Genomic DNA, 23,444 nt, shown 5'->3' on the forward strand with positions numbered 1-23,444 from the left:
TCGAAGGAAACGACAGCCTTTAAAGCGGCTCGAAAAAGCCGGACCGGGGGGCTGCCTGAAAAATGTATCGTATGCGTTCATATACTGCCGGGCACATAAAGATCCAACCCTTAGCCGCACTTTGCATGGCCATTGCAACCGCACTTGGCGGCTGTAGCCAGTTGTCCGTTCCGGTGGGCAGCAACAACATCGATTCTCCGACAGTCCTGACCGGCTCCATTCCGTCCGCATCCGACGTCGCCTATGCCGATATCAACGAGGACGACCGGTCTGTGATTGCGCAGAACCTCGACACAATCAGCCAGGACCTTGCCGCCGGAAAGCCGACGCAGGCCTTGTCGCTGACGTGGCTCAACGCGATCAGCGGCAATTCCGGCACATTGTCGAACATCAACGCCTCCACCTACAGTGAGACAGGCTGTCTCGGCTTTCAGACGACGGCGAATACCATCGTCGGCATCAAGCTTTACTCCGGCACGGCCTGCCGGGACATCACGCAAAAATTCGCGGTCACCAGCCTGACTGTCGCCGAAGCTTGAACCCCGTCAAAAAACCGCTAAAACCGGAAGGTCCTCAAGACGAATTCGGGGTCTGGAATTTTTTCCTATCCATCCCGATATAGAGGACAAGTCCGGTCAAGCATGACCTGCTAAACTTGCACGCTTGTGTTCGGCTCGCCGAACGGAGCAGTGCGCGGGGCAGCCTGCCGGAAAATCTTAGGAACCTGGTGAGACGAATGCGTGATCCCTATAGCGTTCTCGGGGTGGCAAAATCTGCCAGCGAGAGCGAAATCAAGAAGGCCTTTCGGAAGCTGGCCAAAAAATACCATCCGGATCAGAACAAGGATGATCCGACGGCCGCACAGCGTTTTTCCGAAGCAAATCAGGCCTATGAAATTGTCGGCGACAAGGAAAAGCGTGCCAAGTTCGACCGCGGAGAAATCGATGCGGACGGCAAGCAGCGCTATCAGGCGCATGGTTTTGACGGCTTTTCCGGATATGACGACTTCGGCGGTGCACGCACCCAGAAGACATCCGGTGGCGGCGGTAGTTTCGACGATATTCTGAATGACATTTTCGGCAGTTTCGGCGGTGGCCGTGCACGCGCCGGCGCAGGTGCAGGCGCTGGACCCGGTGCAGGTTTCGGCGGCGGAGCCCGTGCGAAGGCGCCGCCCAAGACAAAAGGCGCCAACGCGGAAATCGTCGCCCGCGCCTCGCTGGAAGACATCGTCAACTCCGGCAAGACCCAGGTAACGCTTCCGAGCGGCAAGACCGTGAATGTTACCCTGCCCAAGGGGGTGGTCGAAGGCGAAAAGATCCGGCTCAAGGGCCAGGGGCACCCGGGGGAAAACGGCGGCCCTGCAGGCGACGCCCTGGTCGAGATCCGCTTCAAGCCCCACAAGCTTTTCGAAGTGAAGGGATCCGACCTCCACCTCGACCTGCCTCTGACACTTTATGAAGCTGTTCTGGGCGCGAAGGTGCGTACGCCGACCCTGTCCGGTGCTGTCAACCTGACCATTCCGGCCAACGCCTCCAGCGGCAAGTCCATGCGGTTGAAGGGCAAGGGCCTGCCGACCAAGACCGGTGGTCATGGCGACCTTCTGGTCAAGCTGCAGATCGTTATGCCGCCGCATGGCGACGACGAATTGGACACGCTGATGCGGGCCTGGAAGGAAATCACTCCGTACCGCGCACGCGGACCGGAATTCGACTAGGCCGCTCCTTCGTCAACTGTTGACCGTCATCTCGCCACGCCAGTGCCACTGGTGGGGCGAGGTTTTTCAACCTTCCACATCTCCACCTCAGGTCAGTCTCCAATTTCTCGACAGCTAGATCTTGCGAATTTACATAACTAGTTATATATCAAGTTATGTAAATGGAGTGACCCATGAGCGAAGATGTCGTCCGCGCGCTTGGCTATGCCACCCTGGGCAGCCGGCTGAAGCGGATCGGGGAAATGCTGCAGGCACAAACGCAGATCGTTGCGGCCGAGCTTGCCGACACCAGTCTGCCGACGCCGCACAACCCTGTTCTTGCCGCACTTGACCGGCAAGGCCCGCTGAGTATCGGCGATCTGGCGAAAACCCTTGGCCAGAGCCAACCGGGCGTTACCAGAACGATCAACAAGATGAAGTCGGACGGACTGGTTGAATCCGTTCCCTCGCAACAGGACCGTCGCGTGACGACTATCGGCCTGACCGACAAGGGAGTCGCCCTCGTCGCCCATCTGAAAGAAACGCTCTGGCCCGCGATCACACTGGCAGTTGCCGATGCCTGCAACAGTCTGGAAGGTCCTTTGCTAGACCAGCTTGCAGGTCTGGAGGACGCCCTTTGCACGAGGCCGCTTTCCGTCCGCTGCAAGGACAGGCCGTTGCAGGACTGGAACTCTCTGCAAACGCCCCCGGAGATTGAACCATGATCAAGCGCATCTGGCACGGCTGGACGGACCCCGGCATGGCCGACACCTATGCTCATGTTCTCACGACACAGGTCATTCCGGGCATCGAGGCGAAAGCCATTCCCGGCTATCTCGGCATCGAGGTGCTTCGAAGGAACCTGGAAACCGAGGTGGAGTTCATCACCATCATGAGTTTCCGCTCGCTTGACGACATCATCGCGTTTCAAGGCCCGGATTACGAGCGCTGTTATGTGCCCGATGCCGCCCGGGAAGTGCTGAAGCGATGGGATCTGATTTCACAACACTATGAGCTCGAAGATGCACGCAGTTATGAATGAACCGAGCCGGGACAGCCTTCTGAAGCGGGTCGTCTGGTCAGCCCTGACCTCCCGGCATGCGCAATTCAGCCAGGGAGGCGACCTTGCCCGCCGTTTCGATCCGGCCATCTCCCCCTTTGCGGCGGCGGCGAACAACTCGCCCGAAGCTCTGGCCGCGCTGGCGAAGCTCATTCAACCCGGTGACGACCGGGCTTTCATACTGCAGGCGGACGACATCGCCCTGCCCCAAGATCTTGAGGCAGAGATTACCACGCTGGGTGTTCTCATGGTGGAAGTTTCCCCGTCAGCAGGCCCATCCCGATCGACTTCAATCGTGCAGCTGGACGAAACCGATGTCCCGGAGATGGTCGAGCTTGCAACGCTGACAAAACCGGGTCCGTTCACCGCACGTACGCCGGAGCTGGGCACTTTCTTCGGCATCAGGCTGGACGGCCGTCTGGCTGCAATGGCGGGTAGCAGGATCAACCTCGACGGCTATACGGAAGTCAGCGGGATCTGCACTCATCCCGATTTCCGAGGCAGAGGCCTGGCATCCGAGCTCTCTCTTCATGTGACTGAAGTCATCAGGAGCCGCGGCGACATTCCATTTCTTCACGCCTACGCGGACAATCACGGAGCAATCGCCCTCTACCGCAAGCTGGGTTTCGAAATATGGCGGGAGGTCAACGTAGCCGTTGTCAGACGCAAGGCTCAGGTCGAACCGGACTGATCACTCACATCTGAATTGCGCCGGTCTCTTTCCTCCTGAAACTGAGCGAGACGTTGGCGAAGATATTTCGAAGCCGACCGGTAATGGCTTGGACCGGCGGCTTCCGCCCACCGTCCCGTCGTCCAATTGTTGTTGGAGCCTTTCATCGGCTCGCCGTAGAGTTCGTCATTCTCCAGACTTTCCACGAGGGCGAGCAGTTCGACGTGGTTTCCCTCCAGAAGGGATCGCACCGATCGCCAGGACAGACCGGATTGCCTTTGCCGCAAGTCGGCATTGTATCTGGGCGTCTCGTTCCACTTGTAGCCTTTGGCCGGAAACCAGACCGGTCTGCCGGCCTGGCCGTCCCGGTACCAGCCCAGAAACAGGTCTATCCAGTGGGCCCGGTGACCGACGATATCCTTTGGCGATATACCGTCCGCATCCTTTTCAAGACGCAGCATCGCCGGCAGGTCATCGAGAAGCGTTTGCAACTTTGAAAACTCGCTCTCGCTTGCGACGAGCAATTCCGTTTTCGAGGTTGCAGGCATTCCGCTCTCCCGTGACCACACCATTCAGAGCGAACTGTGCGGAGCCAAACCCTTGTTGGCCCTTGGCGACTACAAGCTTCGTCCGCACCAGATGGTGCCATGAGATCCGCTGTTGCTGACTGTCAGAACCGGATGGAACTCCCGTGCTGTCCAGAAAGCGAGCCCGGCTTCGTTGGCAGCGCTCACTCCGGCATGAACGGCCGATACGCCCTTCAGTTTTGCGGCCGCAATCCACGCGTCCAGCAGCCTGGTACCAACTCCCCTCCCGCGCGCACGCGACAGGAGGTTCATGTGAATATGCGCCGGATATTCATCGATGACGGCCTGTGGCACGGGCGACGGATTGTGGATCGTGCGGATCCGCTGATCATCGGCTGACTGCACGGTTTCCTGCTGCACCGGTTCCGGGTAACGCTCCCGCAAAGCCGGCCACCATTCCCTCTCCAGTTCGTGCTCGAAAGCCCGTGTATCGCTGACGCCGACGGCATAGCCGAACACGCCAACGTCATCTTCAACGACAAAGCTGATGGGACCTTTCAAAGCCACATAGGGTCCTGCATAGATATGGCCGATCAATGCAGGGTCAGAATAAAGATCCGTCGCATCGCGCCCGGCCTGACCGGTTTTCAGGCAGATATCGTAAACGGCTTCCAGGTCCCGAAGCTCGGCCTGCCGAACGATCATGGTATCAGTCATAAGCATCCGATTTCTGTCTTCAATGGTCCCGGATCATGGCGAATGCAGATCTGCGGTTTACCTGTCCTGCCAGCCGTACCACCAGTAAGCGCCCTGAAGATAGAGTTTGCGCAGTGACGGCAGGGGAAACCTTGCAAAAGGCCGGCGCAGGGCAACCGGCAGATCTTCCGGCTGAAGCTTGCCGAGGATCAGACCCGCGACCTTCTCCCCCGAGATCGACGCCATTGCTATGCCGCTGCCATGCCACCCCATTGCGGCATAGACGCCGCCAAGACCGGGAACCTCCCCAACGAAGGGGGTCAGATTTCGTGCCAGGCACACATGCCCATACCAGCTGTGTTCAGCCTCAATGCCTGCCCAGGCCGGAAACATCTCGTCGAAATCCGACCTTGCACGCTTGTACATTGCCGCGAGCGACTGGGCATTTTCGAAAATGCCGCCGCGCGTTCCAAACAGGAACCGCCGGTCGGGCAACAGGCGGAAATAGTGCAACAGGTTACGAGTGTCGGCAGCCATGGTGTCGGAGGTCCAGCCCTGTGCGGCAAGTTCCCCCTCACTCAAGGGGCGGGTCACCAGGATTGACGACATGACCGGCAGCGTACGCCCGTGCAGCCATCTGGGCGCATCCTCGCGTGCATAGCCATTACCCGCCAGGACAACCTTCCGGGCCCGGATGAAGCCGTGTTCGGTCTCCAGTTTCCAGCGGTCATTGTCCCGGGTCATCCCTGTCACCGGCGACTTGCCGAAGATCTTGCCACCGGCTCGGCGCACCTGATCCGCCAGAGCCTGGACATAGGCCATCGGATTGAGTGCAAAGCCGTAGGGTACCTGCAGTCCGCCGTGGAATGTCGGCCCGCCATAGCCTTCCGCGTCCAGGTCCGTCTTGGAAAGCACCCGGGCCTTGATGCCGAAGTTCTCCTTCAGGAACGCTGCTTCCGCCTGAAAGCCGGCAAAATCCTTCCGCCGGTGGGCAAGATAGATTTCGCCATTGGAATGGCGGTCGGCGTCAACACCCCAGCTGTCGAGCCTCTGGGCAACCAGATTGACGCCCGCGACCTGATAGGCAACGAAACGGCGCGCTTCCTCGAGGCCGAATTTCTTGATGAGGCGGCGTTCATCGAGTTTGGTACCACCCAGGCAACAAAATCCGCCGTTGCGGCCCGAAGCGCCGTAACCAACGTGTTCCGCTTCCAGAACGCACACGGAAACGCCTGCCTGCGCGAGCCGTAGCGCTGCGCTCAGCCCGGCGAACCCAGCGCCGATAATCGCAACATCGAAAAGCGCGTTGCCGATGAGCTGCCGGTCCAACTTGACCTGCGGAACACTGGCTTCCCAATAACTGCCGATCGTCCGGCGCGCTTCTGTACGGCTCTGCGGCATCTCAGAACCCGAGCCTGTCCCGCAGAGAGAACCACGTCATGGCAAGTACCAGAAGCGGGAAGCGCAGCCGGTCACCGCCGGGGAATGCCGGTACGTTCAGTTTTTCGAAAACGTCGAAGCGACCCGCAGTTCCCGTCACGGCTTCCGCCAGCACCTGACCACCAAGGGTTGCCATGGCAACGCCGTGGCCGGAGTACCCACCTGCGGTCAGCATGTTGGGCGCAATCCTTGCGAAATAGGGCATGCGCTTGGGCGTAATCGCCAGCGTACCGCCCCAGCCGTAATCGATGGCCACGTCGCTGAGCTGGGGGAAGATTTCCAGCATCGGTTCGCGCACGAAGGCCTTGATGTCTTCCGGAAAGCGATAGCCGTAATTCTCACCGCCACCGAAAAGCAGCCGGCGGTCTGCCGACAGACGGAAATAGTTGATGACGAACTTGCTGTCGGCCACGGCAACGTTGTTGCGGATGATCTTTTGCGCCTCGTCTTCCGAAAAGGGCTCCGTTGCGACAATGAAATTGTTGATCGGCATGACGTGCGCGGCGGTCTGCCGGTCAAGGCGGCCGAGATAACCGTTGCACGCCAGAATGAGGTGCTCTGCACGAACGTCGCCCTGCCCCGTCCTCACGGTGATCCGTCCCGTGCCCTGGCCGTCAATGCCGGTGACCTTGGTTTCCTCGAAAACCCTTGCCCCTGCCGCTTCGGCTGCCTGCCCGAGACCCAGTGCGAAATTGAGCGGATGCAGATGGCCTGCGCCCGTGTCCAGAGAGCCGCCGTAATACCGGGGACTGCCGACCTGCTCGCCGATTTCATCCGGACCGACAAAGCGAATGTCCTCATAGCCGTAGACGAGCCTGAGATGCTCGACATAGTCCCGGCTTTCCTCGACAAAACTCTTGCGGTGATCGGCATGCAGTATCCCCGGCGTGTAGTCGCAGGCGATCTGGTGCTTGATGATCAGGTCCTTGACCAGCGCCTTGGAATCCTCGGCAAGGTCCCACAGCAATCTGGCGTGAGACTTGCCATGGCGTTCTTCCAGAACCGTCTGGTCCATGCGTTGGCCGGAACCGACCTGGCCGCCATTGCGGCCCGAGGCGCCCCACCCGATCCGGTTGGCTTCCAGGAGGATGACGTCAACACCCCGTTCAGCCAGATGCAATGCAGCCGATAGCCCCGTATAACCGCCACCGATGACGCAGACAGTGCAGGTGTGTGAGCCATCGAGAACCGGGTGAGCCGTTTGCCTGTTGGCAGTTGCAGCGTAATAGGAAGGTGGGTGTTGACCTGGCGTGTCATTAGCTGTCAGGAGATCAAGCGCAGTCAGCATGTCGGAAGCCAGGCTCCTCTTATCAACATGAATTTCCGTGGCCGGGAGTGGTACGCCACATTCCCTTGTTCAGCAGCCAGTTTCAAGGTGTAATCAGGTGATGGCAGACAAGTTTTGCCTGATTTTGCAAGCTCTTGAGGCTCCCGCTACGTCAGCAAGCCCGGGCAGCTCGGCTCAGATGACGCAAAAGGAAGGCAAAACTGTGTTTGGTCCCGTAGAACATCCCTGGTTCGATGCGCTTTGGCGCAGAATTGTTCTGGTCGCTTTTTGCGCCGGCTGGACCGGTGTGGAATATGCGTTCGGCAATATCACCTGGGTCTACATCATGGCGGCAATCACCGCCTATGCCGCCTGGGCGTACCTGTTCAACTACAAGGGGCCTGACGATCCGAGCCGGGTGACCCGTCCACGGATGGAAGACGATGAAGGTTGATGCCTCCGGCATGATTGCGGCCGGCCGCCTTCAGGCTCTCTGGTCCCGGATCCTGAAACAGGCGTTTCGCGCCATACTTCTGATTTGCTGTGCCGGTGCTGCATCGGCGCAGGAAGATACGTCAGCTCTCGATGTCCTCAACAAGCGCTGCGTCGTCTGCCACGGCTGCTATGACGCGCCCTGTCAGCTCAAGCTGTCATCCGCCGCGGGCTGGATGCGCGGAGCAAGCAAGCAGAAAGTCTACGATTCCTCGCGTCTGGAAGATGCTCCGATGACACGCCTGGGGATCGACGCAAAATCTGTTCCGGGCTGGCGCGCCAAGGGTTTCTTCGACGTTGTCGGTGCGCAGGACGGGCCATCCGTTCTGGAACAACTGCTGCTGGCCGGCCGCAAGAATTCGTTCAAGCTCGGAGCGCCGCTTCCTGACGACATCGACATTTCGACGCTGCGGGCCAACACCTGCGCCATGCCCGGCAAGATGAAGGACTACCTCGAGGAACACCCGCAGGGCGGCATGCCCTTTGCCATGGCGCCGCTTGCCGATGGCGACTACGAGACCCTGCTGTCCTGGGCCAGGGATGGGGCACCTGCACCGGACGCCGGCAAAGGATTGCCACAGAGTGTCGAACAGTCGGTCCACACCATCGAAACGTTCTTCAACCGCGGCGACAAACGGTCGAAACTTGTCGCGCGCTATATCTATGAACACCTGTTCCTGGCCCATCTGCACCTGGAAGGCGATGACCAGAACCGTTTCTTCCACGTGATCCGTTCCAGAACCGCGTCCGGCTCGCCTCCGGATGAGATTGCCTCGCGCCGCCCCTTTGACGATCCAGGTGGCCCCTTTCATTACAGGCTCATCCCGATCGACGGCACCATCCTGCACAAGGAGCACATAGTCTATGAGATCGGCCCCGAACGCCTGAACCGCTATGAAGACCTGTTCCTGAAAAGCGACTGGGAGATTGCGAACCTGCCGCCCTATTCAACGGCTGCAGGCGGCAACCCGCTGTCGACCTTCCGCGCCATTCCTGCCCGCAGCCGCTACCAGTTCCTGCTGGACGAAGCGCTTTATTTTGTCCGCTCTTTCATTCGTGGTCCGGTCTGCTACGGCCAGGTCGCGGTGAACGTGATCGAGGATCGTTTCTGGGTCTCCTTCCTGACGCCCAACGCCGATCTCTCCGTCACCGACCCGAGCTTCCTGGAAGCCGCAACCCCGATCCTCGAACTGCCGGTTGCCCAGTCAAACGGAAAACTGTCCAAGCGTCTGGAAGGGTTCCTGTCGCTCGGACCGGTCAAGTATCAGGAGTTTCGCAAGGGACGGTATGAACGCAAGTTCCTGGCGGAAGGCGGCCCCGACTACGGTGACATCTGGCAAGGTGATGGCTCCGAGGTCGATGCCCGTCTGACCGTCTACCGTAATTTCTCTTCCGCCTCGGTGGTGACAGGCTTCGTCGGCGCGGTGCCCGAAACCGCCTGGGTAATCGATTTCCCGCTGTTCGAGCGGATCTACTACAATCTCGTTGCCGGGTTCGATGTCTTCGGCAACGTGGAACACCAGCTCACGACACGCCTTTATATGGACAGCCTGCGCCGTGAAGGGGAGCGAACCTTCCTGTCGTTCCTGCCGCCACAGGTACGCAAACCCATGCATGAAAGCTGGTATCAGGGTCCGCTTGTCAGCATGGTCGACCTCTGGAAGGAAAGCGCGCTCGACACCAGGTCTCCGACGGGTATCGCGTTTTCCACCAGCGATCCCAAGGAGGAATTTCTCACCGAGCTGCTGCGCGAACCTGCTGGCCTGTGGGCTGAACAAGACCCCATCAACCGCTGCACCGCAAATGCCTGTGCGGCCAGTGACACGCCAGCAGGGCAATTACGCCCGCTTGCCCGGAAACCTGCGCCATACGCAAAGTTCCTGCCCGATATCTCGGTTCTGCTCGTGGAAACGGAACGGGACACGCAGGTCTTTACCCTGGTGCATGACATGGCCCACAGCAACGTTGCCTTCATCTTCAACGAGGATCTGCGCCGCGAACCCCAGAACGACAGCGTGACGGTCGTGCCCGGCCAGTTCAGCAGCTATCCGAATTTCATGTTCAAGGTGAAACAGGATCACCTGCCGGCCTTCGTGGAGACGGTTCGGGAGATCAGGTCACAAGATGATTTCCTCAAGCTCGTCGACCGTTTTGGCGTCCGCAGAACCGACCCGGAATTCTGGGCCGACTTTGACCGGATCCAGACCGCCCTGAAAGAACAGAATGAACTTCAGGCAGGCTTGCTCGATCTCAACCGCTACCGCGATCCCAAACCGCTCGATCCGATCGATCGCCTGTTCGAGTTCACCTTCTCGCTGGATTGATCTTGCAGCTCGATCGGGTGAGCTTTCGCTCAGTCAAACTCACTTCCTCATCCTGAGTGTCTGATCCGAAAGTGGTTCCCGCGGCGACTGCCACAACCACATTTGTCATTCCCGCGAAAGCGGGAAACCAGCGCGCCATGAGGTAAGAATTAAGTTTCCAAAGCAAATTCATGAGGTTACTGGATCCCCGCTTTCGCGGGGATGACAACTGAGAAGGGCGCAAGATCGTTGCACGACCCACGTCAACTGCGTCCTCTGACACTTTCAAACCAATCTCTGAAGAGCAGCGTCTCGAAGAATGAGCCGGAATTTGTTGCGATCAACCAGGCAAGCAGTTCGTATCCCTGGACAAATTCCTCACGCCGCTTCGCCGCCAAGTTCCCGGAACATCCAGTCGCAAAAGATCTGGGCGTCGGGGCCGAGCGCCTGACGCGAGCCGTCGGTGACGAGATAGTAGCTGTGCCGGCTCTTTATCTTCTTGTCCGATGAACGGATCAGTCGGCCGCTGTCGAGATACGGCTGGGCCAGCGTTTCCAGAACCAGAGCGTGTCCGTGGCCGAGAGCAGCCAGTTCCAGCGCCGAGAGGGTCTGGTCGACCTGCAGGCCGTTGCGTTTTGGGACCGCATGCCCGTGGCTGCGAAAGAAGCTCTCCCAGGTGTCGATCACGCCCATGATGTCGAGCCGGGTTGCTTCCGCAAGCGCCTCGATTTCACGCTTGCCAGGGTCAAGCGCCAGATCCAGATGGCAGACCGGAATGATCGGGTCGTTCAACAGAAACGCCACCACTCCGTCAGTCCAGCTGCCGTCGCCGAAGCGGATATCGATGTCGAACAGTTCCGGGCTGAGAGTTTCCGCCCAGGAGGCCGAGATCATCTGCAGGTCGATGCCCGGGTGTGCCTCCTGAAAAGCGCGCAGGCGCGGGATCATCCAGAGCTGGCCGAAGCTGTTGAGGCAGCGAAAACGAACCGGCTGCCTGTCCCGCTCGCCAAACACCGAGACGGTGGCGATGGAAAGATCCGAAAACGCCTTCTCGACCGTCGGCAGGTAAGTCTGCCCCAGTCTGGTCAGGGCCAGTTCCCTGTGAACACGGTCGAACAGCGGGTAGCCGAGGAGCTGTTCCAGCTGGCGAACCTGGTAGCTGACAGCAGCCGGAGTGATCAGCAGCTCCTCCGCCGCCCGGGTGAAGTTCCCCAGGCGCGCAGCCGCTTCGAAGGCGCGCAGCCAAGTGAGCGGTGGCAGGCTGTAGGCCATTTCGTCTTCCTTCCGTCATCAGGTGCGAAAGCTGCTTTCAATTTCTGAAACGAATTCGCACCTGTGCAACAAGCTTCTCCTTCAAATTTTTTCAAAGCTATACCAAATATTTTTTCGTTTCAGGAAATTTCCATCCTCGCAGACACTTCTCCGAAACAGCGGTCAACCGGCAGCGCATCATGGATAAGGTCGATTACATCATCGTGGGAGCCGGCTCGGCCGGATGTATCCTGGCGGAGCGCCTGAGCGCAGATCCGCAGACGCGTGTCCTGCTGCTGGAGGCCGGTGGGTCCGATGCCTCGCCCTGGGTGTCGCTGCCACTCGGCTATGGCAAGCTGAATTCCGACCCAAAACGCACGTGGCGGTTCATGACCGAACCAGACGAAGGCCTGGGTGGGCGCAGTGTCTACTGGCCCCGTGGTCGGTTGCTGGGTGGCTCCGGCTCGATCAACGCCATGGTCTATTGCCGAGGTCTGCCTGGCGATTTCGAAGACTGGGAGGCCTCCGGCGCGGCAGGTTGGGGCTGGGCGAATGTGAAGGCAACTTACGAGCGCCTTGAAACCCGGGTGACCTGCGAGGGTGTGAAGCAAGGCGAGGGACCGATCCATATCCAGAATGTGTCGGACCAGATCCACAGAGTGAACCGGCACTTCTTTGCCGCGATCCGTGAAGTGGGCCTTCCCTGGAGCGACGACTTCAACGGTGATGCTCCCGAAGGTGGCGGCATTTACCAGATCAACACGCAAGATGGCCGCCGGTGCTCGTCCGCACGCGCCTTTCTCCATCCGGCCCTTGCCCGCAAGAACCTAAGCGTCCGGACACAGGCCCAGGTTGCCCGCATCCTGTTTGAAGGAAGAACGGCTGTCGGCGTCGAACTCCTGAGCGGGGAAACCCTGCTTGCCAGCCGAGAGGTCATCCTGGCGGCAGGCGCAATCGGTTCGCCGCAACTGCTTCAGGTATCCGGCATCGGCCCGGGAAGGTTGCTGAGCGAGCTCGGCATTCCGGTGATCCAGGCCAATGACAATGTCGGCGGCAATCTGCAAGATCATCTGGCTGCGAATTTCACCTTCCGGGCCAGGGAACCGACACTCAATGCGATCCTGCGCCCCTTGCTGGGTCAGGCGCTGTCCGCCATGCAATACGCAGCAACCCGCAAGGGTCCTCTGGCTCTATCCGTCAACCAGTGCGGCGGCTTCCTGCGCTCGCGTCCGGAGCTGAGCCGGCCGGACCAGCAGCTCTATTTCAATCCGATCAGCTATCGCCTGAGGCCTTACAAGGACAAGACACGGCTGAGCATCGATCCGTTCAACGGCTTCATCATTTGCGCACAGCCGGCCCGCCCGACGAGCCGCGGCCGCATCGACATCAAAAGCGCCGATGCCCGTGCGGCGCCCTCGATCCGGCCCAATTCGCTGGCGACCGAGGAAGATCGCCAGACCGTGATCGATGGCGGCAAGCTCTGCCAGAAGCTGATGGCAAGCCAGGCCTTGAGCGCGCTTGTCGAGCACCCCATCGCTCCGAACCTCGGAGACCTTGACGGCGACGGCATCCTGGCGGACTTCCGCGCCCGGGCCAGCACCGTCTTCCATCCGGTATCGACTTGCCGCATGGGCGAGAACCGCGAGACAACCGTCGTCAACAGCCGGCTGCAGGTGCACGGAATTGAAGGGCTTCGCGTTGCCGACGCCTCCGCCTTTCCGAACATCACCTCCGGCAACACCAACGCCCCGACCATGATGCTGGCTCTCAAGGGAGCCGATCTCATTCTAGAAGACCAGAAGCGAGCCCTCTCATGACCGTTCAGGACATCGCCCAAGACTATCTGACCACCGGCAAGCTGGATGCCTTGCCCGACGGACATTTCATCGCCGGCAAACGCACTCCTGCCTCGAACAGGAAGATGGAAAGCTTCGATCCGGGCCGGGCAGAAGCCTTTGCCGAATTTTCTCTCGGGTCCGACACCGATATGGATAACGCCATCGACGCTGCCGAGAAAGCAGCCTTGCATTGGCGGCAAGTCTCCCCGGCGGAGCGCTGCCGTATCCTCAACAATGTCGCCCGGGTCTTCCGCGACAACGCAGACCGGCTGGCCGTGATAGAGGTGGTCGACAGCGGCAAGACGCTGGCCGAGGCCCAGGGTGACGTTCAGTCCTCCGCGCGCCTTTTCGAATACTACGCCGGCGCAGCCGACAAGCTCGATGGCCGATCGGTCAATCTTGGTCCGGCCTATACCGCCTTCACCGCGCGCGAACCGGTCGGCGTTACAGGACACATCATTCCCTGGAACTATCCCACCTCGACCTTCGCGCGCGGTGTCGCCCCTGCCCTTGCCGCGGGCTGTTCCGTTGTTGCCAAGCCGGCCGAGACCACGCCCTTTACCGCACTTGTCATGGCGGAACTGCTTTGCGAGGCCGGGGTGCCGGAAGGGCTGGTGAATGTGGTCACCGGCCTGGGCAGTGATGTCGGCGCGCAGATGGCACGCGATCCACGCATCAAGCAGCTGACCTTCACTGGCTCCGTCACCACCGGTATCAATGTTGCCCAGATGGCTGCCCCGAATGTGACCCGCCTGACGCTGGAACTTGGCGGCAAGTCACCGCTGATCGCCTTCGCCGACGCCGATCCGGAAAAGGTCGCCGACGGAGCCTACTGGGCAATCTTCTCGAACTCCGGTCAGATCTGTTCGGCCGGATCCCGGCTGATCCTGCATAAATCGATCCGCGACGAAGTGCTTTCCATCCTTGCCGAACGAGCCGCCAAGATCAGGACCGGTCACGGACTGACGGCTCCGGACATGGGCGCCATCAATTCCGAGCTGCACCTGTCCCGTATCAAGGCCCATGTAGATGCAGCAAAGGCGCGCGGTGCCAACATCCTGACCGGCGGCGACGCTACCGGCGACGCGGAGACGGGCAAAGGCTGGTTCTTCCAGCCAACGGTAATTGCAGACCTCGCACCGAACGATCCGGCGGTTCAGGAAGAGATCTTCGGCCCGGTCCTGTCGGTGCAACTGTTCGAAAGCGAGGAAGAAGCCGTCGCCCTTGCCAACGGCACGGACTTCGGCCTGATTGCCAGCGTCTATACCAATGATGTAGGGCGGGCGATGCGGGTTGCCGGCGCAATGGATTGCGGCCAGGTGTCGGTCAACGATTACTGGGCCGGGGGGCTTGAGCTGCCTTTCGGCGGCAACAAGAAATCAGGTTACGGCCGCGAAAAAGGCTGGGAAGGCCTCGACGCCTATACCAAGGTAAAGTCCATCACGATCAGCAACGCGAGCTAAGCGGACCACCATGAAACTCGACCAAATCGAGACCTTCGTCGTCGAAAACGCCCCGCCGCGCCATGGCGGGCGCTACTTCATCTTCGTCAAGCTGGTGACCGCTTGCGGTATCATAGGCTACGGCGAGATCTACAACGCCACCTTCGGCCCGCACCTGGTGGCCGAGATGGCGAAGGACGTGTACCAGCGCCAGTTCGAGGGCGAAGATCCGCATCAAATCGAAAAGCTGTGGCACAAGACCTATGGTGCCGGATATACGCAGCGTCCCGATGTTACCGTGATGGGCGTTTTATCAGGCCTGGAAATGGCTTGCTGGGACATCATCGGCAAAGCCGCCGGCAAGCCGGCCTATCAGCTTCTGGGCGGTAAGGTGCATGAGCGCCTGCGCTCCTACACCTACCTTTATCCCTCCGATGGCGATGTCTATCCGGACCCGTCGAAACCCAATGTCTACAACGATCCGGATATGGCGGCCGAAGCAGCGGTCAAGGCCGTCGATCAGGGTTTCACGGCGGTGAAGTTCGACCCGGCCGGTGCCTATACGATCTACGATGGCCACCAGCCGAGCCTTGACGATCTGGAACGCTCGGAAGCCTTCTGCCGGCAGATCCGCAATGCCGTTGGCACGAGGGCCGATCTTCTTTTCGGTACCCACGGACAGTTCACCGTTTCCGGGGCCAAGCGGCTTGCACGCCGGATCGAGGGCTATGATCCGCTCTGGTTCGAAGAACCGATCCCGCCCGAAAAGCCGGAAGACATGGCCGAGGTTGCGCGGTTTACTTCCATGCCAATTGCGACAGGTGAGCGTCTGTGCACCAAGTATGAATTCGCCCGCGTGCTTGAAACCGGTGCGGCCAGTATCCTGCAGATGAACCTTGGCCGCGTCGGCGGCCTTTTGGAAGCCAAGAAGATTGCCGCCATGGCGGAATGCCGGTCAGCGCAGATCGCCCCTCACCTTTATTGCGGACCGCTGGTGGCGCTCGCAAACATCCAGCTGGCAACCTGCAGCCCGAACTTCCTGGTGCTGGAATCGATCCGGACCTTCGACGGTTTCTATGCCGACCTCTTGAAGACGCCGATCTGCTGGGAAGACGGCTATGTCATTCCTTCAAGCGAACCGGGCCTCGGTCATGATCTGAACGAAGACGTCGCGCGGACCCATCCCTATACCGGCAACGAATTGCATCTCGGGTTTCAGGAAAGCCCGGCTTTGCCGCTGTAAGGGGATCAGTGTCGGCAAAGCGGTATTCCTTTGCCCGGCCCATGCCTTTGTCATCCCATGGTCAAGCCATGGGGTGACGGGAAAGAAGGCTGGTGTCTTTCTTCAGACCGACGCCGCCTCAGGCCACCTTGCTGATCAGGGTCATGTCCTGCGCGGGCTCAGCGGGCGGAACCGGTTCTTCGACCCGGATGGCGGTTGAGGTCATCAAGGCACGGCGAACGTCGGCCACCGGCATGGGCCGGCCAAACAGGAAGCCCTGAACCTCGTTGCACCCTTGCGAAGCAAGAAAGCCGAGATGGTCTTCGGTTTCCACACCTTCGGCCAGCACCGGAATATTGAGACTTTCACCCAGAATGATCGTTGCCTTGACGATCGCTTCTGACTGCTTGTTGCCCCCAAGATCCTTGACGAACTCCCGGTCGATCTTGATCTTGTCGAACGGAAAGGCCTGCAGTGTGGCAAGCGACGAATAGCCGGTGCCGAAGTCGTCCATGGCGATGCGAATTCCGAGACGTTTCAGCTGGTGGATGATCTGAAGCGCGTGCGATGTGTCGGCGATGATGCCGGTCTCGGTGATCTCCAGTTCGAGACGTTCCGGTGACAGGCCGCTTTCCTTCAAGGCGTGGGCAACGACATCCGGAAAGCTGCTGTCGGCAAGCTGCACTGGCGCCACGTTGACCGCAATCTTGACCCGGTTGTCCCAGGACGCTGCCTCACGGCAGGCGGTGCGAATGATCCAGGCGCCGATTTCACGGATCTGGCCGGTCTCTTCCGCAATCGGGATGAACTCGAACGGCGGGATCATGCCGCGCTGCGGATGGTTCCAGCGCAGCAGAACTTCCGTGCCGGTGACTTCCCGGGTCATGACATCGTTCTGAAGCTGATAATAAAGCTCGAACTCGCCGTTCTTCAGGGCATTGCGCAGGTCCATGGCAAGGGCGCTGCGCTCGCGGGTCTGTTGATCCAGCTCGACGTCATAACAAAGCGCGGCATTGCCGCCGGCAGCCTTGGCACGGTGCATGGCCCGCTCCGCGGCTTCGATCAACTGCACACCCGACGACGCGTGATCGGGATAGTTCGCGTAGCCGACACTACAACTGACGCGGATTTCTTCGCCCTGCCAGAGCAGTGGCTGAGCGACCGTCTTCTGGATGCGCTTGCAAAGGTCAAGTATGTAGCCCCGGTAATAGACCGGCTTGCCGACGATCACGAATTCAACGCCGCCATTCCTGGCGATGTATTCATCGGCCTCGAGGTTCTCCGACAGATGCTTGGCAACGTGCCGTAGCAGGGCATCTCCGCACGCATGGCCGTGCACTTCGTTGACTTCCTTGAACCGGCTCAGACTGCAGTTGAGCACGACGACCCGGGCATTGTCGGCAGCATACCTGGTCAGGAAACTATCGAGATGGCGGTCGAGTGCCCGGCGGTTCGGCAGACCGGTCAGCGGGTCGTGATGAGTAATGTGGTTGACCCTGCTTTCGGCAACCTGGGAGTTCGCACTGTCGATCGAATAGGTGATCATCGCCGACAGCAACAGGACGCTCATGGTGAAGACCACCGAGATGCCGATCAACTGGTTGGAGACAAGGTCCTTGACGCTGCCATCCAGCCGCAGGGGCAGAATTTCGACACCAGCCATGGCAACAAAGTGCAGGCTGGCCACGGCCAGGATCAGGCTGAGGACAGCCCCGTATTTGCAGTAGCGTGTCACCGGGCGGGCGACACGGCTGGTGGCAATGAGGCAGAAGACGCAAGCCAATACGATGGAAACAACCACGTAAGGCGTCGACAACATCATGATGCCGGATATCTGAAGCGCCTTGATCCCGATGAAATGCATCGCCGCAATAGAGGCACCGAAAATGACACCCCCGACCTCGATAAGTGCCGAGCGCTGCGAAATACTGCTGACGAGAAGTCCTGCTGTCGTCCCTGCAATGGCGATAACCAGCGAGAAGGCCGTCAGTTTGAGATCGTAACCCAGGATGAACGGGCTCTTGTAGGCGATCATGGCAACGAAGTGCGTGCTCCAGATCGTACCGCCGGCGATCAGGCCGGACAACAGCAGCCAGAGATACTTGAGATCGCCCTGTGTCCGCCGGACACGCGCAAACAGCCGCATAGTCAAAACGGCACCGACCGTCAGGATTATTACCGCCAGGGCAACAAACAACGGGTCGTGCTCGAAAGCTATGCAAGACAGGACGGTTAGCATCATCAACTCCAGATGATGCAAGGTACCGTTTTTCTGCTCTAAAGTCGTAAAAACACCTATATCCCCCGCAACATGGATAACGGTTGGTAAATCGCTTTAACCGATTGTAAATGCTTGAGATTTTTTGAGATGACTGCGTCTCTTCGATCGTCGACAGTTTGCTTCGATTTTTACCCGTTTACCATTCCCGTATTGCGCAGCACAAAACGAAGAAACACGCTCTGCGGGAACAGGGGATCATAACGATTTCGGCCGCCGGGATCGCTCCCGGCGGCCGAAACTTCAAGACCTGGTGACAAATGTCAGGCTGCGGTTTTCGCCTTGAACTCGATCCTGCGGCGATGCAGCACCGGCTCGGTGTAGCCATTTGGCTGGCTGGTGCCTTCGAACACCAGTTCGCAAGCTGCCTGGAAGGCGACCGAACCGTCGAAATCCGCCGCCATCGGCCGGTAGAGCGGGTCGCCTTCATTCTGGCCGTCAACGACAGCGGCCATGCGTTTCATGGTTTCCAGAACCTGCTCACGGCCGACAACGCCATGGTGCAACCAGTTGGCGATGTGCTGCGAGGAAATGCGCAGCGTTGCGCGGTCTTCCATCAGGCCGACATCGTTGATGTCCGGCACCTTCGAACAGCCAACGCCCTGCTCAACCCAGCGAACGACGTAGCCCAGAATTCCCTGGGCGTTGTTGTCGAGTTCTGCCTGAATGTCTTCCGGAGCCCAGTTGGGACGTTCGGCAACAGGAATGGAGAGAATGTCTTCCAGCTTGGCGGAAGCGCGGCTCTTCAGCTCGTTCTGACGATCCTTCACGGCAACCTTGTGATAATGCAGCGCGTGGAGCGTTGCGGCGGTCGGTGACGGAACCCAGGCCGTGTTCGCTCCGGACATCGGATGGCCGATCTTCTGCTCCAGCATGGCATTCATAAGGTCCGGCATCGCCCACATGCCCTTGCCGATCTGCGCGTGGCCCGGCAGGCCGCAGGCAAGTCCGACATCGACGTTGTTGTTCTCGTAGGCACTGATCCAGGTCGCGGCCTTCATGTCGCCCTTGCGGATCATCGGGCCGGCTTCCATGGACGTGTGCATTTCATCGCCGGTCCGGTCGAGGAAGCCGGTGTTGATGAAGAACACCCTGTCCTTGGCCTGGCGGATGCACTCCTTCAGGTTCACCGTGGTGCGACGTTCCTCGTCCATGATGCCCATCTTGAGCGTGTTGCGCTCAAGGCCCAGCGCATCTTCAACGCGGTTGAAGATCTCGCAGGCGAATGCCACTTCTTCCGGTCCGTGCATCTTCGGCTTGACGATATAGACCGAGCCCGCCCGGCTGTTGAGCTCCCGCCCGTTCGGGCCAATGTCGTGCAGCGCGATCAGGGAAGTGATCATGCCGTCGAGGAGGCCTTCCGGCACTTCGTTGCCGTCCTTGTCGAGTACGGCATCATTGGTCATCAGATGGCCGACGTTGCGCACCAGCAGAAGCGAGCGTCCGTGCAGCGACAGTGCGGAGCCGTCGGGAGCGGTGTAATTGCGATCGCCATTCATGCGGCGGGTAACAGTTTCGCCGCCTTTCACGAAGGTTTCTTCCAGGTCGCCCTTCATCAGGCCAAGCCAGTTGGTGTAGACGACGACCTTGTCTTCCGCGTCAACCGCGGCAACGGAATCCTCGCAGTCCATGATCGTGGACATGGCCGATTCCAGGATCACGTCGGCGATGTGGGCGGCATCGGCCTTGCCGATCGGATGCTGCGCATCAATGTCGATTTCAAGGTGCAGACCGTTTCTGACCAGCAGGACCTTGTAGGGAGCCGCGTTGTCCCCGGAATAGCCGGCAAACTGCGAACTGTCGGCAAGGCTCGTGGAGCCCGTTTTGGTGGAAAGAACCAGAGCTTCGCCTTCAATGGCAAAACCGGTCACGTCGGACCAGCTTCCATCAGCCAGCGGAGCAGCTTCATCCAGGACCTTGCGTGCATAGGCGATCACCTCGGCACCGCGTGCCGGATCAAATCCCTTGCCTGCCGGCAGAGAGCCCATCGCATCGGTGCCGTAAAGCGCATCGTAAAGAGAGCCCCAGCGGGCGTTGGCGGCATTCAACGCATAGCGCGCGTTCATCACCGGAACGACAAGCTGCGGGCCCGCGACAGAGCCGATTTCCGGATCGATATTGGCGGTACCAACGGCAAAGTCCGCACCTTCCGGCACCAGGTAACCGATTTCCGTCAGGAAGGTCTTGTAGCCGTCCATGTCCGGAGTACCGGGGTTGGCCTTGTGCCAGATATCGATCTTTTCCTGCAGGCTGTCGCGCTTTGCCAGCAGTGCCCGGTTCTTCGGTGCAAGATCGTGGATCAGGCTGGACAGGCTTTTCCAGAAATGGTCCTGATCGACGCCGGTATCCGGAAGGGCCTTTTCATTGACGAAGTCATAAAGAACCCTGGCAACTTGCAATCCATGGGCATCGACGCGGCCTGTCATCTGTCAGCTCCCCTAAACGAACTTGAATGTCTGATATTAGCCCGTGTTTTGGGGTCTTAACACGCAATCGTCAATTGCCGGGTCGATTGGATGACTTTTTCCATTTTGGAAAAGATCCAGATCATTATCTCCAACAGTATAAGTCGGTATACAAAAAGATAGCCCTTTGCCTGCGCCCGCCAATCCGTTACCGATGGGTTTCCACTCCATCTTCCACGCAACGGTTTTCATGTTTTCGCTGGTTAAACGTGTAGGCGACCTGACCTACGGCAACGCCCTGTTGATGCTGGCCCTGACCACGCTGTTCTGGGGCGGCAACACCGTCGCCGGCCGCCTTGCGGTGGGGGAAGTGTCTCCGATGGTGGTGGTGTTCCTGCGTTGGGTGATCGTTGCAGGCATCCTGGTCCCGCTGCAATGGCGGCACATACGTGCGGAGTGGCCGCTGATGCGGCCCTATTCGTTCCGCATGGTGCTGATGGCCGTCTTCGGGTTCATCGGGTTCAACACCCTGTTCTACATCGCTGCGACGGAAACCACGGCCGTCAACCTTGGCATTATCCAGGGATCCGTTCCGATTCTTGTTCTGATCGGTTCCATGATTGCCTTCGGCAGCAGGATCCGAGCCCTGCAGGTGATCGGCATTCTGCTGACGCTTGCCGGGGTGACGCTGATTGCCGCCCAGGGCAGCCTGGACGTGCTGCTGGCGCTTGCCGTCAATCCGGGCGATGGCGTCATGCTGATCGCCTGTGTGCTCTATTCCGGCTATACGCTTGCCCTGCGTGACCGGCCGCAGGTCTCACCACTGGCTTTCTTTGCGGTTCTGTCCGGCATTGCGGCCATCACATCACTGCCCGGACTTGCATACGACATCGCTGCCGGCACCGTTCAGTGGCCGTCCCTCCAGGGCTGGCTCGTGGTCCTTTATATCGCGCTGTTTCCCTCCTGCCTCGCGCAGATCTTCTTCATGCGAGGTGTCGAACTGATCGGACCGGCGCGCGCAGGGGTCTTTATCAACCTCGTGCCGATCTTTGCCGCCATACTGGCGGTCTCCATCCTCGGAGAACCGTTCAAATGGTACCACGGCACCGCTCTGGCGCTGGTAATCGGCGGCATCTGGCTATCGGAGCGCAAGGTAGGTTAAGCGGATCGGCACAGTGCCGACCCAGTTGCAACCGGGTCGCAGCCCATTATCCTTGCTGCCGTTTTGAGTTTTTTGGATACACCTTTTCTATCTGACCGGGATTTCAGGCGTGTTGCGCAGTTTCAAAGGTTCTCTCCGCGTGTTTGCCCTCGTGGCAGCCACCTTGTGTGTTGTCTCGAGCGCCGACGCCGGACTGTTGTCGCGGCTTGCGCGGGAAGCAGGCGATGCGGCGGGGTCCGCAGGCAAGCATATCGACACGCCCAAGCATCTTCTCGATGAAGGCGCCTCCCTTGCAAAGCGGTTGCCCAAGGTCACAGGTGCTGCATCCCTTGCCCTGATGCCGGCACCCGGCAACGCCTGGCAGCTTGTCACGCCTGACGGGAAAAGCCTTCAGCTCTCCTCCCTGCACGACTTGCCGAATGCCCTGGATGATGCCGCCAGACAAGCCCACCGGCCACTTGCGGGCGATCTCCCGGGCAAGGCTCCTGTGCCCGACACCCTGCAACTTGCGCTTCGGGAAACCGATTTTTTCAAGCTTCGGGACCAGCTGGATAGCCTGCCCCCCAAAGCCCGGCCGGTGATGGTGAGGCCAAATGGCAAGACCTACACCCTGAAACCGATCCGCGCTTCAAATGGCACACGGCTTGCGGTTGCGCTTTCTCCAGACGTCCTGATCAATCCGGCAACCGCAAGGGCGCTCGACGGAAACATCAGGTTCCTGTCCCGGCCGGTTAAACGCGCGGATCTCAAGATGGCGCGGTTCAACAGCTCCGGGGCAGCCAATGCGTCAGGTCCCGGAGACATGATTGCCGACCTGAATGCCGACATTCTGGCCTCCAGCCTGGCGACATACAAAAACAGGACGCTGGTTGTCACCGGCCGCATCACCCCGCACCCGCAAACCGGTCGGCCTCAGCTCAGCGTGCGTGACGGCAAGTCCTTGCGGGAAATCGACCTCGACGCATTTCAGAAGGCGGCTGAAAGCCAGCGGGTCAACCTGATGCTTGTGGAAAGCAAGTCTCTGGTTCAGCCCGGCAAAAGCTGGTTTTCAAGAACAGCGCTCGAAAAGCGCTTCGAGGCCGCGCAGTCGGCAATGACCCAGGCGGATCTGCTCAAGGCACTTTCGCCTCCGAACAGCACGACACTGATCCACGCTGCCGATGAACGAAACTTCCGCCTTGTTACCGCCGCCCGTTTCAGCCCGGCAGCGAACCCCGTAACGACGTCCCCTCAGGTGTCTGCGTCTGCCGGAGACGATTATACGCTCGCAGGCTGGTTGCTGGACGCAAGCTTGCGCACAAGTGTCAGGACCATTCACCGCAATGGCGAGGACCCCGAGCACACGGAAGAAGTCGAAAGCCGCTGGATACCCTGGATATCAAATTTCGACCTGATCCTGCTCGCGGTCCTTTCCGTCGTGACGCTGTTCATGAGCTGGTATCTCTGGCGCTGGTGGAACAGGTTCTGGCGTTTCGTGCTGGGCAAGCGTGCTGCCGCCGATGCTCCCTCTTTGCCGCTCAAGCTCGTGAAGATCGTCTTCTTCCTGCCGTTTGCACTGATCATGCTGGTTCCGGCGATGATCTGGCTCTTTGTCGGCGACTGGGTGAGATTTCTTACATGGCCATTCCGAAAAGCATTCGGACGTTAACGCATTTGCGCGTAATCCTGTGCCCTATTGCCCGTGGCGGCAATAATTTT

19 protein-coding genes are annotated in these 23,444 nt (G+C 59.7%); 12 read left to right on the forward strand and 7 right to left on the reverse strand.

Annotation, left to right across the window (positions count from 1 at the left end; translation table 11 throughout):
- Positions 1 to 125: 125 nt before the first annotated feature.
- The 5 genes from FIV03_RS27560 to FIV03_RS27580 all read left to right on the forward strand — a co-directional run bounded on the left by FIV03_RS27560 (position 126) and on the right by FIV03_RS27580 (position 3,444).
- On the forward strand, positions 126 to 539 hold the full coding sequence (locus FIV03_RS27560) for an RT0821/Lpp0805 family surface protein (protein WP_055658077.1): 414 nt from the start codon (positions 126 to 128) through the stop codon (positions 537 to 539).
- Positions 540 to 736: 197 nt separating this feature from the next.
- Positions 737 to 1,714: a J domain-containing protein gene (locus tag FIV03_RS27565; RefSeq protein WP_152511720.1), complete on the forward strand. Its 978-nt coding sequence runs from the start codon at positions 737 to 739 to the stop codon at positions 1,712 to 1,714.
- Between the two features lie 173 nt (positions 1,715 to 1,887).
- Positions 1,888 to 2,418, forward strand: coding sequence for a MarR family transcriptional regulator (locus tag FIV03_RS27570; RefSeq protein WP_152511721.1), 531 nt, complete (start codon positions 1,888 to 1,890; stop codon positions 2,416 to 2,418).
- Positions 2,415 to 2,735 carry an antibiotic biosynthesis monooxygenase gene (locus FIV03_RS31950; protein WP_152511722.1) on the forward strand — a complete coding sequence of 107 codons (321 nt, stop codon included), beginning with the start codon at positions 2,415 to 2,417 and terminating at the stop codon, positions 2,733 to 2,735. The genes FIV03_RS27570 and FIV03_RS31950 overlap by 4 nt, the downstream gene beginning before the upstream one ends.
- Positions 2,716 to 3,444, forward strand: a complete 729-nt coding sequence (locus tag FIV03_RS27580) for a GNAT family N-acetyltransferase (protein ID WP_286202239.1) — start codon at positions 2,716 to 2,718, stop codon at positions 3,442 to 3,444. The genes FIV03_RS31950 and FIV03_RS27580 overlap by 20 nt, the downstream gene beginning before the upstream one ends.
- Here the strand turns inward: FIV03_RS27580 and FIV03_RS27585 are convergent.
- The 4 genes from FIV03_RS27585 to FIV03_RS27600 all read right to left on the reverse strand — a co-directional run bounded on the left by FIV03_RS27585 (position 3,426) and on the right by FIV03_RS27600 (position 7,374).
- The gene (locus FIV03_RS27585; protein ID WP_152511724.1) at positions 3,426 to 3,971 is read right to left on the reverse strand and encodes a ClbS/DfsB family four-helix bundle protein; all 546 of its coding nucleotides are present in this window, start codon (positions 3,969 to 3,971) and stop codon (positions 3,426 to 3,428) included. The genes FIV03_RS27580 and FIV03_RS27585 overlap by 19 nt on opposite strands.
- Before the next feature lie 69 nt (positions 3,972 to 4,040).
- Positions 4,041 to 4,667: a GNAT family N-acetyltransferase gene (locus FIV03_RS27590; protein WP_286202240.1), complete on the reverse strand. Its 627-nt coding sequence runs from the start codon at positions 4,665 to 4,667 to the stop codon at positions 4,041 to 4,043.
- Positions 4,668 to 4,724: 57 nt separating this feature from the next.
- Complete coding sequence (locus FIV03_RS27595) at positions 4,725 to 6,047, reverse strand: FAD-binding oxidoreductase (RefSeq protein ID WP_152511725.1); 1,323 nt, start codon at positions 6,045 to 6,047, stop codon at positions 4,725 to 4,727.
- Position 6,048: 1 nt separating this feature from the next.
- Complete coding sequence (locus FIV03_RS27600) at positions 6,049 to 7,374, reverse strand: FAD-binding oxidoreductase (protein ID WP_152511726.1); 1,326 nt, start codon at positions 7,372 to 7,374, stop codon at positions 6,049 to 6,051.
- 202 nt (positions 7,375 to 7,576) lie between these two features.
- On the opposite strand from FIV03_RS27600, the gene FIV03_RS27605 reads away from it, so the two are divergent.
- Both FIV03_RS27605 and FIV03_RS27610 read left to right on the forward strand, forming a co-directional pair.
- The gene (locus FIV03_RS27605) at positions 7,577 to 7,807 is read left to right on the forward strand and encodes a hypothetical protein (RefSeq protein WP_208984440.1); all 231 of its coding nucleotides are present in this window, start codon (positions 7,577 to 7,579) and stop codon (positions 7,805 to 7,807) included.
- Positions 7,797 to 10,169 carry a fatty acid cis/trans isomerase gene (locus FIV03_RS27610; RefSeq protein WP_152511727.1) on the forward strand — a complete coding sequence of 791 codons (2,373 nt, stop codon included), beginning with the start codon at positions 7,797 to 7,799 and terminating at the stop codon, positions 10,167 to 10,169. The genes FIV03_RS27605 and FIV03_RS27610 overlap by 11 nt, the downstream gene beginning before the upstream one ends.
- Positions 10,170 to 10,526: 357 nt before the next feature.
- Here the strand turns inward: FIV03_RS27610 and FIV03_RS27615 are convergent, their stop codons facing one another.
- Entirely contained in the window at positions 10,527 to 11,420 is an 894-nt protein-coding gene (locus tag FIV03_RS27615; RefSeq protein WP_152511728.1) for a LysR substrate-binding domain-containing protein, read from the reverse strand.
- 179 nt (positions 11,421 to 11,599) lie between these two features.
- On the opposite strand from FIV03_RS27615, the gene FIV03_RS27620 reads away from it, so the two are divergent.
- From FIV03_RS27620 to FIV03_RS27630, 3 genes are read left to right on the forward strand one after another with little or no spacing between them, the layout of a single operon-like run.
- Positions 11,600 to 13,216 carry a GMC family oxidoreductase N-terminal domain-containing protein gene (locus tag FIV03_RS27620; RefSeq protein ID WP_152511729.1) on the forward strand — a complete coding sequence of 539 codons (1,617 nt, stop codon included), beginning with the start codon at positions 11,600 to 11,602 and terminating at the stop codon, positions 13,214 to 13,216.
- A complete protein-coding gene (locus FIV03_RS27625; RefSeq protein WP_152511730.1) occupies positions 13,213 to 14,700 on the forward strand; it encodes an aldehyde dehydrogenase family protein in 1,488 nt (495 codons plus the stop codon). The genes FIV03_RS27620 and FIV03_RS27625 overlap by 4 nt, the downstream gene beginning before the upstream one ends.
- A gap of 10 nt (positions 14,701 to 14,710) precedes the next feature.
- Positions 14,711 to 15,922, forward strand: a complete 1,212-nt coding sequence (locus FIV03_RS27630; RefSeq protein WP_152511731.1) for a mandelate racemase/muconate lactonizing enzyme family protein — start codon at positions 14,711 to 14,713, stop codon at positions 15,920 to 15,922.
- A 118-nt stretch (positions 15,923 to 16,040) separates the two neighbouring features.
- Here FIV03_RS27630 and FIV03_RS27635 read toward each other — a convergent pair whose 3' ends face one another.
- Together FIV03_RS27635 and FIV03_RS27640 are read right to left on the reverse strand one after the other, a co-directional pair.
- Positions 16,041 to 18,143 carry an EAL domain-containing protein gene (locus tag FIV03_RS27635; RefSeq protein WP_152511732.1) on the reverse strand — a complete coding sequence of 701 codons (2,103 nt, stop codon included), beginning with the start codon at positions 18,141 to 18,143 and terminating at the stop codon, positions 16,041 to 16,043.
- A 299-nt stretch (positions 18,144 to 18,442) separates the two neighbouring features.
- Entirely contained in the window at positions 18,443 to 20,605 is a 2,163-nt protein-coding gene (locus FIV03_RS27640) for a malate synthase G (RefSeq protein ID WP_152511733.1), read from the reverse strand.
- A 229-nt stretch (positions 20,606 to 20,834) separates the two neighbouring features.
- Between FIV03_RS27640 and FIV03_RS27645 the strand changes: the two genes are divergently transcribed.
- Together FIV03_RS27645 and FIV03_RS27650 are read left to right on the forward strand one after the other, a co-directional pair.
- On the forward strand, positions 20,835 to 21,746 hold the full coding sequence (locus FIV03_RS27645; RefSeq protein WP_173013965.1) for a DMT family transporter: 912 nt from the start codon (positions 20,835 to 20,837) through the stop codon (positions 21,744 to 21,746).
- A gap of 139 nt (positions 21,747 to 21,885) precedes the next feature.
- The gene (locus FIV03_RS27650) at positions 21,886 to 23,394 is read left to right on the forward strand and encodes a hypothetical protein (protein ID WP_152511734.1); all 1,509 of its coding nucleotides are present in this window, start codon (positions 21,886 to 21,888) and stop codon (positions 23,392 to 23,394) included.
- The last annotated feature ends 50 nt before the right edge of the window (positions 23,395 to 23,444 follow it).

The sequence above is a fragment of the Labrenzia sp. THAF187b genome (assembly GCF_009363375.1).
GTDB classification, from domain to species: domain Bacteria; phylum Pseudomonadota; class Alphaproteobacteria; order Rhizobiales; family Stappiaceae; genus Roseibium; species Roseibium algicola.

What these genes read in the sequence shown, in the direction of transcription:
- FIV03_RS27560 (WP_055658077.1), top strand. Translation starts at nt 126, where the DNA reads ATGGCCATTGCAACCGCACTTGGCGGCTGTAGCCAGTTGTCCGTTCCG.
- FIV03_RS27565 (WP_152511720.1), top strand. Translation starts at nt 737, where the DNA reads ATGCGTGATCCCTATAGCGTTCTCGGGGTGGCAAAATCTGCCAGCGAG.
- FIV03_RS27570 (WP_152511721.1), top strand. Translation starts at nt 1,888, where the DNA reads ATGAGCGAAGATGTCGTCCGCGCGCTTGGCTATGCCACCCTGGGCAGC.
- FIV03_RS31950 (WP_152511722.1), top strand. Translation starts at nt 2,415, where the DNA reads ATGATCAAGCGCATCTGGCACGGCTGGACGGACCCCGGCATGGCCGAC.
- FIV03_RS27580 (WP_286202239.1), top strand. Translation starts at nt 2,716, where the DNA reads ATGCACGCAGTTATGAATGAACCGAGCCGGGACAGCCTTCTGAAGCGG.
- FIV03_RS27585 (WP_152511724.1), bottom strand. Translation starts at nt 3,971, where the DNA reads ATGCCTGCAACCTCGAAAACGGAATTGCTCGTCGCAAGCGAGAGCGAG.
- FIV03_RS27590 (WP_286202240.1), bottom strand. Translation starts at nt 4,667, where the DNA reads ATGACTGATACCATGATCGTTCGGCAGGCCGAGCTTCGGGACCTGGAA.
- FIV03_RS27595 (WP_152511725.1), bottom strand. Translation starts at nt 6,047, where the DNA reads ATGCCGCAGAGCCGTACAGAAGCGCGCCGGACGATCGGCAGTTATTGG.
- FIV03_RS27600 (WP_152511726.1), bottom strand. Translation starts at nt 7,374, where the DNA reads ATGCTGACTGCGCTTGATCTCCTGACAGCTAATGACACGCCAGGTCAA.
- FIV03_RS27610 (WP_152511727.1), top strand. Translation starts at nt 7,797, where the DNA reads ATGAAGGTTGATGCCTCCGGCATGATTGCGGCCGGCCGCCTTCAGGCT.
- FIV03_RS27615 (WP_152511728.1), bottom strand. Translation starts at nt 11,420, where the DNA reads ATGGCCTACAGCCTGCCACCGCTCACTTGGCTGCGCGCCTTCGAAGCG.
- FIV03_RS27620 (WP_152511729.1), top strand. Translation starts at nt 11,600, where the DNA reads ATGGATAAGGTCGATTACATCATCGTGGGAGCCGGCTCGGCCGGATGT.
- FIV03_RS27625 (WP_152511730.1), top strand. Translation starts at nt 13,213, where the DNA reads ATGACCGTTCAGGACATCGCCCAAGACTATCTGACCACCGGCAAGCTG.
- FIV03_RS27630 (WP_152511731.1), top strand. Translation starts at nt 14,711, where the DNA reads ATGAAACTCGACCAAATCGAGACCTTCGTCGTCGAAAACGCCCCGCCG.
- FIV03_RS27635 (WP_152511732.1), bottom strand. Translation starts at nt 18,143, where the DNA reads ATGATGCTAACCGTCCTGTCTTGCATAGCTTTCGAGCACGACCCGTTG.
- FIV03_RS27640 (WP_152511733.1), bottom strand. Translation starts at nt 20,605, where the DNA reads ATGACAGGCCGCGTCGATGCCCATGGATTGCAAGTTGCCAGGGTTCTT.
- FIV03_RS27645 (WP_173013965.1), top strand. Translation starts at nt 20,835, where the DNA reads ATGTTTTCGCTGGTTAAACGTGTAGGCGACCTGACCTACGGCAACGCC.